Origin of the sequence: Bacteroides sp. GM023 (genome assembly GCF_014750685.1) — a bacterium.
GTDB lineage: Bacteria > Bacteroidota > Bacteroidia > Bacteroidales > Bacteroidaceae > Bacteroides.
Genome location: NZ_JAAXGE010000003.1, coordinates 554195 through 569229, shown reverse-complemented (window position 1 = coordinate 569229; position 15035 = coordinate 554195). Strand labels below are relative to the sequence as shown.

Sequence of the window (15035 nt, the reverse complement as noted above, 5' to 3'; positions counted from 1 at the left end):
CATCTCCTTTTTTCATTATCATTTCCGATTACAAATTTCTTCATACTATGAATAAGCTACACATATTAATCCTTTCAGCCTTATTATTCACATGTTTATCATGTCAGCAACAAACCCCGCAAAACCAGATAGAGCAAACAGCCATAGATTTTTGTGAAGCATTTTATAATTTCAATTATCCGGTTGCCAAAGAATGGAGTACTCCTTCTTCCCTGTCCTACCTTAGCTTTTTAGCATCTAATGTCAGGCAAACTCACCTAGACCAGTTAAAGGAGCAAGGAGCCGCTAAAGTTTCAATTGTCTCAAGTGAAATAGATGCCAATTCCGAAAGAGCAACAGTTGTTTGCCAAATAAAAAATGCATTTATTATCAATCCGATAAATGGGGAAATGAAACAGATAAACGCTCTGCAAGATACGCTCGAACTGGTAAGAGAATACAATAAATGGCTAATCAGAAAGGATATCCCACTGCAAAATGGAAAGCAAAATCACGACTAAACTTAGGATGAAAAATAGGATAATGCTCTTTCTTTGTTTGGAAAGCCGGATTAACCGCTTTCATACCTCCATCAAAACGAAGGATAAAGAAATCCAAATCAAGGCGTAACCCTAATCCGTAAGCCACTGCTATCTGCTTATAGAACTTATCAAATTCAAATACGCCACCCGGCTGATTCGCGTAATTCCTGATCGTCCAAATATTACCCGCATCTACAAATACCGCTCCCTGGAACTTCCAAAACAATTTACTCCGATACTCAATGCTGGCATCCAACTTAATATCTCCGGACTGATCCAGCATATTTCCATTTCCGGCAAAAGAGCCCGGGCCCAAATCACGCACAGACCAACCACGAACACTATTAGCTCCACCAGAGAAATATTGCTTCTCAAACGGAATTGTTTTCGCATTTCCATAAGGAACAGCAATTCCTATACCTGCATGAAACGCAAATGAATTACGACGGTCAATCCTTATATTTTTAGCAAAATCAAATTCCCCCTTCAGATATTGGGCATAAGGAATACCCAAAATAGCATACTCACCATTACTGTTCTTCCGAATACTGGTAGCCTTAGACAAAGCATACATTACATTTCCTGCAGATTCGAAATTAAAACGGATAGAATATGAGTTAGCAGCGATTGTATTATTAACTATCGATCCGCCTACACTATTATAATTATAGCTATATCCCATATTTATAATCAAGCGATTCTGGTAATTATACTGGAAAACCTGATTCTGCCCCTTATTTATATAATCCTCTTTAAACTTTTCGGAGATACGCGGCAAATAGAGAAAACCAATATTAATCAAGTCAATACGATGCTGTATCCGCTGACGCTGAGTCCACTTGTAGCTCCAATTAGCGGAAGCCATCGTACGTAAAAATTCAGGTCGCAACTGATAATTATATTGCAATCCGAACTCCGTAGTAGCCCGGATTTTCCGTTTAAAGTCCGATGAAAGAAAGGGAAACAGGAAGTTAGGAAAATTAATGCTTGTCTCCACCCCATATTCCGTATAGTTATTATTCGAATAACCAGCCTGAAGTCCGGAAATCACTTCATAAGCACCACGGAATTTTATCATAAAAGTCTCCGAACCTCGAAAAAGATTCCGGTTCTGAAAAGAAACAGAAGCCGCTGCCCCCAAGTCACCGGCAGAGTTTGTCCCTTCCACCTCGAAAGCTACGGATTTATGCTTGCTCTTAGTCAACATGACGTAACAATCGAGCTTGGTCGAATCACCTATCTGCGTTTCAACAAAACGAATATTTGTATATTTCAAGGCAGACAAACGCCCAAAACTGGAATACGTCTGCTGCACATCCCGTTCATTATACAAATCTCCGGAACTGAAACGAAGATTGTCCGTCAGCACTTTGGGACGAAGATAAAGTTTATCTTTATAATAAATCGGATAGCCCTTATAATGAACAGAGTCATTGATTTCTACACTGCTCATTGCAGATGACTGCAAGACATCATAATCCGTAATAAAATTAATCTTGTTTATCCTGTATTGCTGATGTGCTCTTGCAGAATCGCTTGCATGAACTTTATAGGGTTGCAAATGTTGGATTAAATCCACATTATATGTATTACGAGCCGTATCAGCGGTATAGCCAATATAATCCTTATTAAATTTATAGTAACCATTCCGCAGTAACCTGTCCGTAATGCGCTGCCTGTCTGCATCCAATACATTGACATCAAAATACATCCCTTCTTTCAGCAAATTCCGAGCAGAATCCTGTTTCAGGATACTGGCTATCTTTGGATCGGGCACATCATATTTAATAGACCGGACAACATATGGGTTCCCTGCCGTCACGTCATAATACAACTTTATCTTTTTCTTTTTTGTCTTCGTAGAACGCTTCACTGTTGCTGCCATATATCCCATATTATGTACAGCCTTCGTAATTTCTTCCTCTGAACGTAGCGCTTCTTCCTCACTATATATCACAGGAGCATCCCCTATCCTTCTCAAAAACTTATTCCCCCATTTGGTAGAATCACGTCCCGAAAGATTATAGACATACAGCTGCGTCTTTATCAAACTAAACCACTTGGCATTAGGATTCTGACGCACATACATGCGCAAGGAAGAAGGGCGGATATTCTTCTGATCCGTACGAATCTTGACTTCATCCAACAAATAAGAACCATCCGGCACAAACTTAGTGGCAGTGCACGAAGCAAGTGACAGGACAGCAGCGGAAGTAATCAAAAAAAGAAAATTTCTCCTCATACAGTTTCTACATCGATAGCATAAAAATGCGATTACAAAGATAATTTATATTTTCCGATGGGGAAAATAAATTAAGAAAAAGAGGGGAAAGTAAGGATAGATTGGAAATATCTTTATAGCTTTGCAAAAGAATATCAAATATATGGCATCATTAAGTAAAAACAAAATAAAGTATATCCACTCGCTGGAACAGAAGAAAACACGTAAAGAAGAACGGGTATTTCTTGCCGAAGGTCCCAAACTGGTAGGTGATTTACTTGAACATTTTCCTTGTCGTTTTTTGGCCGCTACTTCAGTATGGCTTCAAAAACATCCCGATATTCATGCAAATGAAATCGCAGAAGTTTCACAGGAAGAACTCTCACGAGCCAGCTTGCTAAAAACTCCCCAACAGGTACTCGCTGTTTTTGAACAACCCCACTATACTTTAAATCCGGAAGTTGTACACCAGTCTCTTTGCCTGGCACTGGACGATGTTCAGGATCCCGGAAATTTGGGGACTATTATCCGATTAGCCGATTGGTTCGGTATCGAGCATATTATCTGTTCACAGAATACGGTAGATGTATATAACCCTAAAACCGTACAAGCCACCATGGGTGGAATCGCGCGGGTAAAGGTACATTATACTTCTCTTCCCGATTTTATCCGCTCACTTGGAGACGCTCCAGTATTCGGAACTTTCCTGGATGGAAAAAACATGTACGAGCAGCCACTGTCTGCCAACGGATTGATCGTTATGGGAAATGAAGGAAACGGAATAGGAAAAGAGGTGGAAGCACTAATCAATAGAAAACTTTATATCCCCAATTATCCACAGGGGCAGGAAACTTCCGAATCACTCAATGTAGCCATCGCTACCGCAGTAATCTGTGCCGAGTTCCGTCGACAGGCTGCATGGAAATAAAATCAAAGGGATAGAACAAATAAGGAAGCAACGCTTCTCCTCTCCCTTGGGACTCATCAAGAAGCTCACTTAAATATTGAGAAGATTGATTGGAAACAATGGGAAGATTAGATTGAAACACTGGGATATTTTTTAAAATCATCCCAGTGTTTTTTATTTCTTCCATCTGACGTGCAGAAAACAAAACGATAACTCCCGGCATCCATTCAACCGACTCTATTTCTTCAGTCAATGGAAATATACTTTGCGTAATTCCTTCGTCATTAATCTCTACCACCTGCTGTTTCATAAATCCCACATCAGGTATCAGCAAATAATGCGATGCAAATCGTTTCATAATGCCTAACGGGTTTGACGTCTTTGCTGTTGCTGCTTACGCTGGTTCATCTGCCGTTCTCTTCTTTGGTCTATCCTTTCTTGCTGGATATGCTGCTCTACCTCAATCTGCTCCGGTTTCTTCTCACGCTGGGTTCCCGAGCGACGACGGTTCATTTCTTCCGGTGTCAGACGTTGGGCATCTTCTTTATTTTCTTCTACCACTTTCTGTAGTGAATCAACTTTTTCTTTATCAGCAAGTTTTTTCAAAGAATCCACCCGCAAAGCTTCTATCTTATTCAACGAATCACGGACAGCGAAAGCAAGCGTATCCGTACAATGGTAGCGGATCATTGAAAAACGATCGGCCAATAATGTGCCTACCTTCTGCTGATTTTCCACCGGATAATAAATGAAACCTTTTATCTCCTTCATCTGTCCCAATGTATCTGCAAAAAGACGAATCTGCTGAACACCCGGTTCGGTCACTGTCTCCCAACAGTTGATTGTATCTTTTTCGTATATCACCTGCATCGCCATAGTTACAAATCTCAAAGAATCGGCAAGCATCGGTTCGAGGAAACGATATCTCACTTCCCACACCAAAGTATCCCGATCTTTATAATTAGAATCGGTCGGCAAAGTAAATATATACTGATTATTCATCATTTCACCGGTCATACGCACCATGCGCTGCCATGGCCAAACGTCGATGCTGTCACCTTGTTTAGTCATTTTCGGCTTCTTGTCACGTTTGGCTATCAGGTCACCAACAAGTTCCTGTTCGTCTTTCAAACGCTTTCTTACCTTTTCATAAATTTTCGATAGCACTTCTGTGTTACGTGTATACCAAACCATAGACGAGTCGAATGCAGCCTGTGTAGTCCCGTATTTCTTAAAAACGGCATCCACATACAGCGCTTTCTTATAGTTTTCACTATAAGGCAAGTTATCTCCCATGGATTTTGCCAAATGATAATCATACAGCAGATTCTCCATCTTCGATTCAGAGATAACATCACTGGGCCTTTTCACTTTGCACCCGGCTACTGCAAAAGCAAGCATGCAGACAAGACACAGATGAAACCGAAATTTATTATTCATGATTCGCACTTTCTTCCTTTTTATCTTTATCCAGCGAATGATATGATTCATTCAGATATTTACTATAAAAGAGCAACAAAGCAATGATACCACAACTGATGGCAGCATCGGCAAAATTAAAGATCGGACTGAAGAATATAAAATGTTCCCCGCCTACAAACGGCATCCATGTAGGCCAGTTCGTATCTATAATGGGAAAATAAAACATATCCACCACTTTACCGTAAAACCAGGTAGAATATCCCCCACCTTCGGGCATGAAAGTCGCAATCTGCGAATGAGTGCTTTCATTGAAAATGACTCCATAGAATACACTGTCGATAATATTTCCCAATGCACCGGTCAGAATCAAAGCTACACAAACAATGTATCCGGTTTTAAAGCCTTTCTTCACTATTTTATAAAGATACCAGCCTATCAACGCCACAGCGACAATACGGAATGTGGTGAGGAATAACTTACCAAAGATTTCCATACCAAAAGCCATCCCGTTGTTTTCGGTGAAATAGATATAAAACCAATCTGTCACACGGTTACTCTGGTGCCAGTACATGTTTGTTTTAATCCAGATTTTAATGACCTGGTCAATAATTAATACGGAAAAGATAACGATGAGAGCAATTCTCCCCTTCGTGAATAGTTTCTTCATGTGTTCATTATAAATTAAACATAACGAGCTACAAGTGCCGTGCGTAAACTTTGCGCAGCTACTTGTAGCTCGTTACCCGTAGCTTATGTAGCTATCTATTATTTTTTACCACTGTTTTTTGCCTCAATACTCAAAGTGGCATGAGGAACAGCACGCAAACGCTCTACCGGAATCAACTTTCCCGTTTCACGGCAAATGCCATACGTTTTATTCTCAATACGTATCAAAGCAGCTTGCAATCCCTGAATAAACTTCAACTGGCGTTGTGCCAGGCGGGTAGTTTCTTCTTTGGAAAGCGTATTAGCTCCTTCTTCCAACACTTTGTATGTAGGAGATGTATCGTCGGTATCATTACCGTCCAATCCCATCAGACTCCTCTTCAACTGTTCATAGTCACGTTGTGCCAATTCCAGTTTCTCCATTATGATGGCACGGAATTCTTCGAGTTCCGCATCTGAGTATCTAGTCTTTTCTGCCATAATCTTACAATTTTAAAAGGTTAATCAATATAGTATTAGTCTTTTATCACATTCACGAACAGTGAGAAATCATCGAAGTTGAGCTCTGTAGCGTCTTTCACCTCATCTACAAGTTCCAAAGATGTGCCTAAAACCTGGTTACAAATATAAGTATTATATTCCTTTACCGCATCATCTGTTTGCGTATTTTTCGAGATTGTTATTTTTATTTTGTCTGTAATCTCGAAACCGCTTGATTTACGTATATTTTGGATACGATTCACCAATTCACGGGCAATACCTTCACGGCGCAACTCTTCGGTAACAGTCACTTCAAGCGCAACAGTCAGCTTACCTTCGTTGGCAACCAGCCATCCCGGAATATCTTCACTGAAGATTTCCACATCCGCCGCTTCGATGACAGCTTCCGCTCCATCCAGATTCAATGTATATTTTCCGTTCTTTTCCAGTTCGGCAATTGCTTCCTGTGACATTTCCGCAACAGCAGCGGCCACCGCTTTCATTTGTTTTCCAAACTTCGGTCCAAGCTTCTTAAAGTCACACTTCACTTTCTTCACCAATACACCGGCTGCACCATCTACGAACTTGACTTCTTTGACATTTACTTCATTCATAATCAAATTCTTCACAGCTTCGATATGAGCTTTCTGCTCCTCATCTACTACCGGAACCATGATACATTGCAGCGGTTGGCGAACCTTGATATTCACTTTACGGCGCAATGCCAATACCATAGACGTCACATCTTGCGCCATCTGCATACGGGCTTCCAATTCCTTGTCAATTATATTTTCCTGACATTCCGGGAATTTAGCCAAGTGGACTGAAACCACGTTATCACGCCCAGTTGCAACAATCAAGTCTGTATACAACCGGTCTGCATAGAACGGAGATATGGGAGACATTAATTTGGCAACTGTTTCAAGACAGGTGTACAGTGTCTGGTATGCCGACAATTTATCCTGTGTAAATTCACCGCCCCAGAAACGTTTACGGTTCAGGCGAACGTACCAGTTAGACAAATTATCGTTCACAAAGTCAGAAATCAGACGACCTGCCTTTGTCGGCTCATATTCATTATAGCAAGTATCTACCTCTTTAATCAATGTATTCAATACAGACAGAATCCAACGGTCGATTTCCGGGCGTTCCGCCATCGGGACATCAGCTTCTTTGTATTCAAATCCGTCTACATTAGCATAAAGCGCGAAGAACGAATAAGTATTATATAAAGTACCGAAGAACTTACGGCGAACTTCTTCCACTCCTTCAACGTCAAATTTCAAGTTATCCCACGGAGAAGAGTTGGTAATCATATACCAACGCAACGGGTCTGAACCATACTTTTCAATCGTAGTAAACGGATCGACAGCGTTATTCAAACGCTTGGACATTTTGTTGCCATTCTTGTCAAGCACCAGTCCGTTGGAGATTACAGCTTTATATGACACACTATCAAATACCATAGTGGCAATAGCATGCAACGTAAAGAACCAACCACGTGTCTGATCCACTCCTTCTGCGATAAAGTCGGCCGGATATACCTCACGGTTATCCAACATTTCCTTATTCTCAAACGGATAATGAATCTGCGCATATGGCATAGCGCCTGAATCGAACCAAACGTCAATCAAGTCGGATTCACGCTTCATTGGCTGACCGTCTTTCGATACCAATACAATATCGTCTACATAGGGACGGTGGAGATCAATCTTATCATAGTTTCCTTCGGTATATTCGCCCGGAACAAAACCTTTATCCTTGTATGGATTGGATTTCATAAATCCGGCAGCTACCGATTTCTCTATCTCATTATAAAGCTCTTCTACAGACTCGATACATATCTCATCAGAGTTATCTTCCGTACGCCAGATTGGCAACGGAGTACCCCAATAACGGGAACGGCTCAGGTTCCAGTCATTCAGATTTTCCAGCCACTTTCCGAAACGTCCTGTTCCGGTAGATTCCGGTTTCCAGTTGATGGTTTTATTCAGTTCCATCATACGTTCCTTGCAGGCAGTAGAACGGATAAACCAGCTATCCAACGGATAATAAAGTACCGGTTTGTCTGTACGCCAGCAATGCGGATAGTTGTGGACATGTTTCTCTATCTTGAAAGCCTGATTGTTGGTTTTCATCATCATAGCGATAGCAATATCCAAAGATTCGGCAGCCTGTGCGGCTTTCTCATCAAATTTGCCATCAACCATAAATTGAGGATCATAGGCATTTTTCACCCATGCGCCCTGATATTCTTTATATTTATCTACATTAACGCATTCCTTCACAAAGTCTTCGTCCAGTTCATCAATCAGGTAGAATTTACCAGTCAGGTCTACCATCGGGCGAGTTTCACCTTTCTTATTAATCATAAACAGTGACGGGATTCCTGCGGCACGTGCCACGTTCGCATCGTCCGCACCGAAGGTCGGCGCAATGTGAACGATACCTGTACCATCTTCCGTAGTTACATAATCACCCAAGATTACGCGGAAGGCTTTATCACTGGCTTTCCAAGTTCCGTCTTCGGATACTTCAACCGGTTTCACCCAAGGAATCAACTGTTCGTATTCCATGCCTACGAGCTCAGGGCCTTTATATTCAGCTATTACCTTGAACGGAATCAATTTATCACCCTGCTTGTAGTCCTCCAGTTTCAAATCTGCTGCTTTCGCATTGAAGTGTACATTCAATAAAGCTTTTGCCAAGACAACCGTAATCGGTTCTCCGGTATAAGCATTATAAGACTGTACGGCAACATAGTCAATTTTCGGTCCTACACAAAGCGCTGTATTTGAAGGCAATGTCCAGGGAGTAGTTGTCCAAGCCAGGAAATAAGGAGTACCCCACTCGGTCATTTCCGGTTTAGGGTTCTTTATTTTGAACTGGGCAACGGCTGTTGTATCTTTTACGTCACGATAGCAACCCGGTTGATTCAACTCGTGTGAGCTCAATCCTGTTCCGGCAGCCGGAGAATACGGTTGGATAGTATATCCTTTATATAATAGTCCTTTTTTGTGCAATTGCTTCAACAACCACCACAGTGTTTCAATATAACGGTTATCGTATGTGATATAAGGATGCTTCATATCCACCCAATATCCCATCTGATGAGTCAGGTCTTCCCACTCTTTAGTATATTTCATCACGTCTTTGCGGCAAGCTGCATTGTAATCGGCAACAGAGATTTTCTTACCAATATCTTCCTTTGTGATACCTAATGCTTTTTCCACACTTAGTTCCACAGGCAGTCCGTGCGTATCCCATCCGGCTTTACGCTTTACCTGGTAACCTTTCATCGTCTTGTAACGGCAGAAAATATCCTTAATAGTACGAGCCATTACATGGTGAATACCCGGCATACCATTAGCCGAGGGTGGTCCTTCAAAAAATACGAATGAAGGGCAGCCGTCACGTTCTGTCATACTCTTGGCGAAAACCTGGTTTTCGTCCCATTTCTTCAGCACATCTTTGTTCACCTGCGAAAGGTCAAACTGCGAATACTCAGTAAATCTCTTACTCATAGCTATATCTACGATTTTACTATTTTACAATTTACACTTTGAGGGGTATCCCCGTTTTTAAGGGTGCAAATTTACAAAAACATTTGTTTAGTTGAGCAAAAAGCAATGACTTTTAATCAGAATCATGTGAAGTTAATGATTATAAACCACTTGTGCCCTAAACAAAACGGATATATCCTTGTTCTAGTGAAAAACCTAAAAGCACTTAACTTATGAATTACGGTATTAGTATTTTATTCAGAGCAATCCCTTTGGTGATGGCACTTTTTTGCTTCGGATACGGAGCATTTATTTATGGTTACGGAGATGCAGGAAGCCGTGTTGTGGCAGGCCCTGTCGTGTTCTCACTAGGTATGATATGTATTGCGCTGTTTTGTACGGCAGCCACTATTATCCGACAAATCATACATACTTATAATCAGGCTGCAAAGTATGGGCTTCCGATACTTGGTTATCTGGCAGCCATAGTGACAATTATCGGGGGAATATGTATCTTTAGTGGCGCTACTTCTTCTTCGGCTTTCGTTGCGGGGCACGTAATAACCGGCGTAGGGTTTATCACAGGATGCGTAGCTACTGCTGCCACCTCTTCTACCCGCTTTGCTTTAATTCCTTCAAATTCTAAGAGCACAGGAAATACAGTTCCGGAAGGAGCATTTTCTTTAGTAGAGGAACGAGCAATGAAAATCGTTGCAATCATTATTTCTTTGGCTGCATGGATATGGGCATTTGTTTTATTAGCCAATAGTCATGTTCATCCGGCTTATTTTGTAGCAGGCCACGTAATGGTAGGCCTTGCGTGTATTTGCACCAGTCTTATAGCACTGGTAGCCACTATTGCCCGCCAGGTACGCAATGTTTATTCAGAAAAGGAGCGTTCACAATGGCCGAAACTTGTTTTATTGATGGGATCCATCTCTTTTATTTGGGGGCTTTTTGTAATCTTCGCCGATTCGGGTAGCGCAAACGGTACTACCGGATACATCATGCTAGGACTTGGCTTAGTGTGTTACAGTATTTCCAGTAAAGTTATTCTTTTGGCAAAAATATGGCGTCAGGAATTCAAACTCTCCAATCGCATCCCTCTGATTCCGGTGTTGACAGCGTTAGCTTGTTTGTTTCTTGCAGCTTTCGTATTTGAATTAGCAACAGTACATGCCGATTATTTCATTCCGGCACGTGTTTTGGCAGGTCTTGGAGCAATCTGTTTTACCCTGTTTTCTATCGTTAGTATTTTGGAGAGCGGTACTTCCGGGAAGGGCTAAAAAGCGTCTTTTTATTGGTTTAAAAGGAAGACATCGTTCCTTTAAAAGAAACGCCCCGTTGGTTTTAAACCAACGGGGTCTTCCTTTTAAACCCAAAACAGCCTTTTTAAATACTTATCCTATTATCCATTTACTGCCCGGTATGAGTGAAATAATTTTCGTAGTTACATAACAGCAGATGAATGTACTTACTGCAATACATGGTATAGCGGCAACGGTAGGCAAAGCCAAAGTGTGCTTGAATACTGTTACCCATAATCCGAGCCAGAATATATGCATAAGATACATTCCATAGCTTAGTTTCGACATATCTGTTACGAGCTTGGACGGGCGGTCTATACATGTGAAAATAAGGAATGTGCCTGCTGTGAGAAGTACACAGTTGATGGTACAGAAAGCCCACCCTATTTCTATCACAGGTGTGGAAAGAACCTCTCCGGGTATAGCCTGAACATAGAACGAATAGATAGTCCATACAGCACCGATAACCATTAGAATGACTCCTGTAGTAAGGCGTTGTGAACGGTTCCATGTCAGGTGGACACGTATGTAATGTGCCATCACAAGGTATCCCAAGAAGCCTGAAAAGTACCATAGCATATGGTATTCGTTCCAGAAACATTGTCCCCACACTTCACCGCACCAACGGTTTAGATACGGCATACACGTTGACAACATAAACAGCCCTATGAAGAAACGTTCTTCTTTTGCCGTAGCTTTTTTCAGCCATGGCGATATGATTGGTATAAACAAGTAAAGACTGATTAAAGGGTACATGAACCAAAAGTGTCCGGCCTGTGATGGAAAGTTCAGGAGTATCCGTGACAAATCCGTAAATGAGGTTTCTGAATCCATCTGTCCCCACAGCATTGGCAGGGTACTGTATAGTATCATAAATATAAAAAACGGTGGTATGATACGAAGGAATCGCTGGCGGTAGAATTGCCACATACTCTGTTCTTCTTTCATCGGCGCAAGAAGAAAGGCAGAGACAATCATAAACAGTGGCACTGCCATACGTGAAAAGCCGTCATACACGGCTACCCATAACCGGTCTGCCTCATTGGACAGAAAAGATTGCGGCCCTGCCATATCTGTGGAACCGGCAGCACCGTAGAAATTTTCACTGGCGTGGACCACCATAACCAGGAAACATGCGAATACGCGTACGTAATCTAAAAAAACAATACGTTTCATTTTTTGCTTAAGTCTTTTTATTAATAAGAAGATTTCTGTTTTATTGCATAATTACGTTGGCAAAAATCGCAATAAGTTCATAAGAACAGTGACAATCGTTATTCAAAAAAGGACAAAATCTGACCTTTTCAATGAAATCGGGCTTCTCCTGCTAGTTTTATAGTCAAATCAGTCACACTTGCATATGCCGTTTTCACATCATAAAAAGGGCGTCACTATATGCTCCAAATAGTGACGCTATCCGAAGCATATAGTGACGCCATCTTAACAGGATAGCGTTACCATTTTATTTCTTTAGTCTGACCTCGTAAACATCATTCCTACGGTCTTTCAAATTACGGACACTTCCATAAGTATGCAGCGCGTTCAATAAGTCCAGGTCAACATCCGACACCAGAATCATTTCCGTATTCGGAGTTGCCTCTGCCCTCTTTCCATCGGTCGGGAAAGCAAAGTCACATGGAGTAAATACGCCGGACTGGGCATATTGAATATCCATATTATGTACACGGGGAAGATTGCCCACACTTCCTGCAATGACTACGAAACATTCATTTTCAATGGCACGTGCCTGTGCGCAGACACGAACACGGGAATAAGCATTCTGCGTATCTGTCAAGAAAGGTACAAACAATATCTGCATTCCCTGGTCTGCCATCAAACGGGAAAGTTCGGGAAACTCTACATCATAGCAAATCAAAACGCCAATCTTCGCGCAATCGGTATCAAAGGTATTCAACAGCCTGCCGCCATTAAGTCCCCAACTTTTTATTTCATCAGGAGTGACGTGCATCTTCTCATACATTTCGTATGTTCCGTCACGCCGGCAAAGGAATCCTACGTTATAAAGCAGTCCGTCCTCTTTTACGTATGGCATACTACCGGTTATGATATTTATATTATAGCTAATAGCCAGATTTACAAACCGTTCCCGAATTTCATCTGTATATTGCGCCAATCCGCGAATAGCCTGTGATTCACCTTTATCATTATACTTCGACATCAAAGGTGCATTAAAATATTCCGGGAAAAGTACAAAGTCACTTTTATAATCCGATACTGCATCTACAAAGAATTCGACCTGTTCAAACAAATCGTCCAATGTTTTATAACTACGCATCTGCCATTGTACCAACCCCACACGAACGGTCGTTTTAGGATTTATATATTCTTGCGTAGGTGGCTGATAATAGATATTATCCCATTGTAGCAAACAAGCATAATGTTTCGATTCTTCATCGTTCGGAAGATAATTGGTCATTACCTTGCGAACATGGAAATCATTCGATAATTGGAAAGTAAGAACCGGGTCATAAATTTCACGTTGGCGAACCCGTGCGATATATTCTTTCGGACGCATCTTATCAGCATACTTATGATAATTAGGAATACGTCCGCCGAACATGATGGCTTTCAAATTCAATGTCTCACAAAGTTCCTTACGATACTCATACATACGGCGTGCCAGGCGCAATCCACGGTATCCCGGATGAATAAACACTTCAATACCATATAGGATATTCCCTTTGGGATTATGCGTATTGAAAGTTTCCTTACCAGTGACTTGCGCATAAGTATGGTCATTCTTCACTTTGTCATAATCGACAATAATAGACAGGGCACAACCTACAATTTTATCGTCAACCACTGTTACAATCTGTCCTTCCGGGAAAATACTTATTAATTTCTTGATTTGGGCATGAGTCCAGAACACATCGCTACCGTCAGAATAAACACGGGTAAACGATTGGGATAATTGTGTGTAATCTTCTATTTGAAGGTTACGTATCTGCACTTTATTAATTTTAATCGGATGTTGTTCCATAACAATACGTGTTTTTATATAAAGACAATGCAAAGGTACTGTTTATCTTTATACATTAGTCATTACAAAATAAAAAATGCATTATACCTAATTTTAAGATGTGCTTTAAAAATAGCTACAGCACTTCATAACATCACATAATTTTCACACAGATTCTTGCGCTATTTAATTTGTGACTTCCAAAAATTATCGTACATTTGCAACGACTAACATTTTATATCCACAGAAGCAGTGAACCTGCTTCAACTCCAGTGGCAGGCATTTTTATGCCTGTTACTGTCGTAGATATGCGGTTTCGTACCCCCGTGGGGAACGTTAATGCGTCCCCAGCTTCTGTGGAGTGTTAGTCAACGGGAAAGGCGGAACCGTTTTTTTATTCCCGCCTATTTTAAAAACCGTTGCATCATGCATGAAGAACAAAGCAATGCACCTGTAAAAGCCGTTCGAAGCAATCGGCAGGAAGCAGATTTTTCCAATCCGGAAGAAAAAGAGAAATTAAAGCAGTTTTATTTAGACCAATCACGACGACTATGCCCTACCGTATCGGCCGATTGTTCGGAAACGCAACGTTTGGGAGCGTTACACCACAAAATCAAGCATTTTATTAAAGCGTTGGCCAACTTTGACCGTCCATGGGAAAATGGAATGCCGGAGATGCAAAAGGCTTGCCTGCATTTTCTGGCTTTACAAAATTCACCTCGTGCAGAATGCCAAAAAATATTTGAAGAATGGACGAAATGGTCGGACTTCCTGATCGCGGCTTCCTTTCATCGTGGTTTCATCAGTCAGATATTGCAAGACTATCATCGCCAATTACGTGACTTGGAAAGACTCTTGGGTGGCAAACCATCCGAAACTCAGAATGTAACCAACGAATAACACAAACTGATATTCGTTCAAATATCCCGCTTTCCGTCGTATCACCAGACGAACGTAAAGCGGGAGTTTGTTTTTTTAGATATCCTAATCAGCAAATCACTTTTCAACGTAATCACCTTAAACATAGC

Annotated in this window: 12 protein-coding genes; 4 read left to right on the top strand and 8 right to left on the bottom strand. The window is 41.3% G+C overall.

Features of this window, described 5'->3' with window-relative positions; all coding sequences use genetic code 11:
• Nucleotides 1-47 precede the first annotated feature (47 nt).
• The gene (locus tag HC965_RS08940; RefSeq protein ID WP_191031166.1) at nucleotides 48-500 is read left to right on the top strand and encodes a hypothetical protein; all 453 of its coding nucleotides are present in this window, start codon (nucleotides 48-50) and stop codon (nucleotides 498-500) included.
• Here HC965_RS08940 and HC965_RS08935 read toward each other — a convergent pair.
• A complete protein-coding gene (locus tag HC965_RS08935) occupies nucleotides 454-2763 on the bottom strand; it encodes a BamA/TamA family outer membrane protein (protein ID WP_191031165.1) in 2310 nt (769 codons plus the stop codon). The two genes, HC965_RS08940 and HC965_RS08935, sit on opposite strands and share 47 nt — an antisense overlap.
• Nucleotides 2764-2905: 142 nt before the next feature.
• On the opposite strand from HC965_RS08935, the gene HC965_RS08930 reads away from it, so the two are divergent.
• A complete protein-coding gene (locus tag HC965_RS08930; protein ID WP_191031164.1) occupies nucleotides 2906-3670 on the top strand; it encodes an RNA methyltransferase in 765 nt (254 codons plus the stop codon).
• Here HC965_RS08930 and HC965_RS08925 read toward each other — a convergent pair.
• The 5 genes from HC965_RS08925 to ileS form a co-directional block, all read right to left on the bottom strand.
• Nucleotides 3621-4007 carry a hypothetical protein gene (locus tag HC965_RS08925; RefSeq protein WP_191031163.1) on the bottom strand — a complete coding sequence of 129 codons (387 nt, stop codon included), beginning with the start codon at nucleotides 4005-4007 and terminating at the stop codon, nucleotides 3621-3623. The genes HC965_RS08930 and HC965_RS08925 overlap by 50 nt on opposite strands.
• A gap of 5 nt (nucleotides 4008-4012) precedes the next feature.
• Nucleotides 4013-5089: a DUF4296 domain-containing protein gene (locus HC965_RS08920; protein WP_191031162.1), complete on the bottom strand. Its 1077-nt coding sequence runs from the start codon at nucleotides 5087-5089 to the stop codon at nucleotides 4013-4015.
• Nucleotides 5082-5738, bottom strand: a complete 657-nt coding sequence (locus tag HC965_RS08915; protein ID WP_191031161.1) for a lipoprotein signal peptidase — start codon at nucleotides 5736-5738, stop codon at nucleotides 5082-5084. Before HC965_RS08915 ends, HC965_RS08920 begins: the two co-directional genes overlap by 8 nt.
• 98 nt (nucleotides 5739-5836) lie before the next feature.
• The gene (locus HC965_RS08910) at nucleotides 5837-6217 is read right to left on the bottom strand and encodes a TraR/DksA C4-type zinc finger protein (protein ID WP_022138809.1); all 381 of its coding nucleotides are present in this window, start codon (nucleotides 6215-6217) and stop codon (nucleotides 5837-5839) included.
• Nucleotides 6218-6252: 35 nt separating this feature from the next.
• Nucleotides 6253-9741: an isoleucine--tRNA ligase gene (gene ileS, locus HC965_RS08905; protein WP_191031160.1), complete on the bottom strand. Its 3489-nt coding sequence runs from the start codon at nucleotides 9739-9741 to the stop codon at nucleotides 6253-6255.
• Nucleotides 9742-9953: 212 nt separating this feature from the next.
• Between ileS and HC965_RS08900 the strand changes: the two genes are divergently transcribed.
• Nucleotides 9954-11006, top strand: coding sequence for a DUF2776 domain-containing protein (locus tag HC965_RS08900; RefSeq protein WP_191031159.1), 1053 nt, complete (start codon nucleotides 9954-9956; stop codon nucleotides 11004-11006).
• Nucleotides 11007-11120: 114 nt separating this feature from the next.
• Here HC965_RS08900 and HC965_RS08895 read toward each other — a convergent pair whose 3' ends face one another.
• Nucleotides 11121-12203: an acyltransferase gene (locus HC965_RS08895; protein WP_191031158.1), complete on the bottom strand. Its 1083-nt coding sequence runs from the start codon at nucleotides 12201-12203 to the stop codon at nucleotides 11121-11123.
• Between the two features lie 286 nt (nucleotides 12204-12489).
• Nucleotides 12490-14028, bottom strand: coding sequence for a carbon-nitrogen hydrolase family protein (locus HC965_RS08890; RefSeq protein ID WP_191031157.1), 1539 nt, complete (start codon nucleotides 14026-14028; stop codon nucleotides 12490-12492).
• Between the two features lie 405 nt (nucleotides 14029-14433).
• Between HC965_RS08890 and HC965_RS08885 the strand changes: the two genes are divergently transcribed.
• Entirely contained in the window at nucleotides 14434-14907 is a 474-nt protein-coding gene (locus HC965_RS08885; RefSeq protein WP_191031156.1) for a hypothetical protein, read from the top strand.
• Nucleotides 14908-15035: the final 128 nt, after the last annotated feature.

What these genes read in the sequence shown, in the direction of transcription:
- HC965_RS08940 (WP_191031166.1), top strand. Translation starts at nt 48, where the DNA reads ATGAATAAGCTACACATATTAATCCTTTCAGCCTTATTATTCACATGT.
- HC965_RS08935 (WP_191031165.1), bottom strand. Translation starts at nt 2,763, where the DNA reads ATGAGGAGAAATTTTCTTTTTTTGATTACTTCCGCTGCTGTCCTGTCA.
- HC965_RS08930 (WP_191031164.1), top strand. Translation starts at nt 2,906, where the DNA reads ATGGCATCATTAAGTAAAAACAAAATAAAGTATATCCACTCGCTGGAA.
- HC965_RS08925 (WP_191031163.1), bottom strand. Translation starts at nt 4,007, where the DNA reads ATGAAACGATTTGCATCGCATTATTTGCTGATACCTGATGTGGGATTT.
- HC965_RS08920 (WP_191031162.1), bottom strand. Translation starts at nt 5,089, where the DNA reads ATGAATAATAAATTTCGGTTTCATCTGTGTCTTGTCTGCATGCTTGCT.
- HC965_RS08915 (WP_191031161.1), bottom strand. Translation starts at nt 5,738, where the DNA reads ATGAAGAAACTATTCACGAAGGGGAGAATTGCTCTCATCGTTATCTTT.
- HC965_RS08910 (WP_022138809.1), bottom strand. Translation starts at nt 6,217, where the DNA reads ATGGCAGAAAAGACTAGATACTCAGATGCGGAACTCGAAGAATTCCGT.
- ileS (WP_191031160.1), bottom strand. Translation starts at nt 9,741, where the DNA reads ATGAGTAAGAGATTTACTGAGTATTCGCAGTTTGACCTTTCGCAGGTG.
- HC965_RS08900 (WP_191031159.1), top strand. Translation starts at nt 9,954, where the DNA reads ATGAATTACGGTATTAGTATTTTATTCAGAGCAATCCCTTTGGTGATG.
- HC965_RS08895 (WP_191031158.1), bottom strand. Translation starts at nt 12,203, where the DNA reads ATGAAACGTATTGTTTTTTTAGATTACGTACGCGTATTCGCATGTTTC.
- HC965_RS08890 (WP_191031157.1), bottom strand. Translation starts at nt 14,028, where the DNA reads ATGGAACAACATCCGATTAAAATTAATAAAGTGCAGATACGTAACCTT.
- HC965_RS08885 (WP_191031156.1), top strand. Translation starts at nt 14,434, where the DNA reads ATGCATGAAGAACAAAGCAATGCACCTGTAAAAGCCGTTCGAAGCAAT.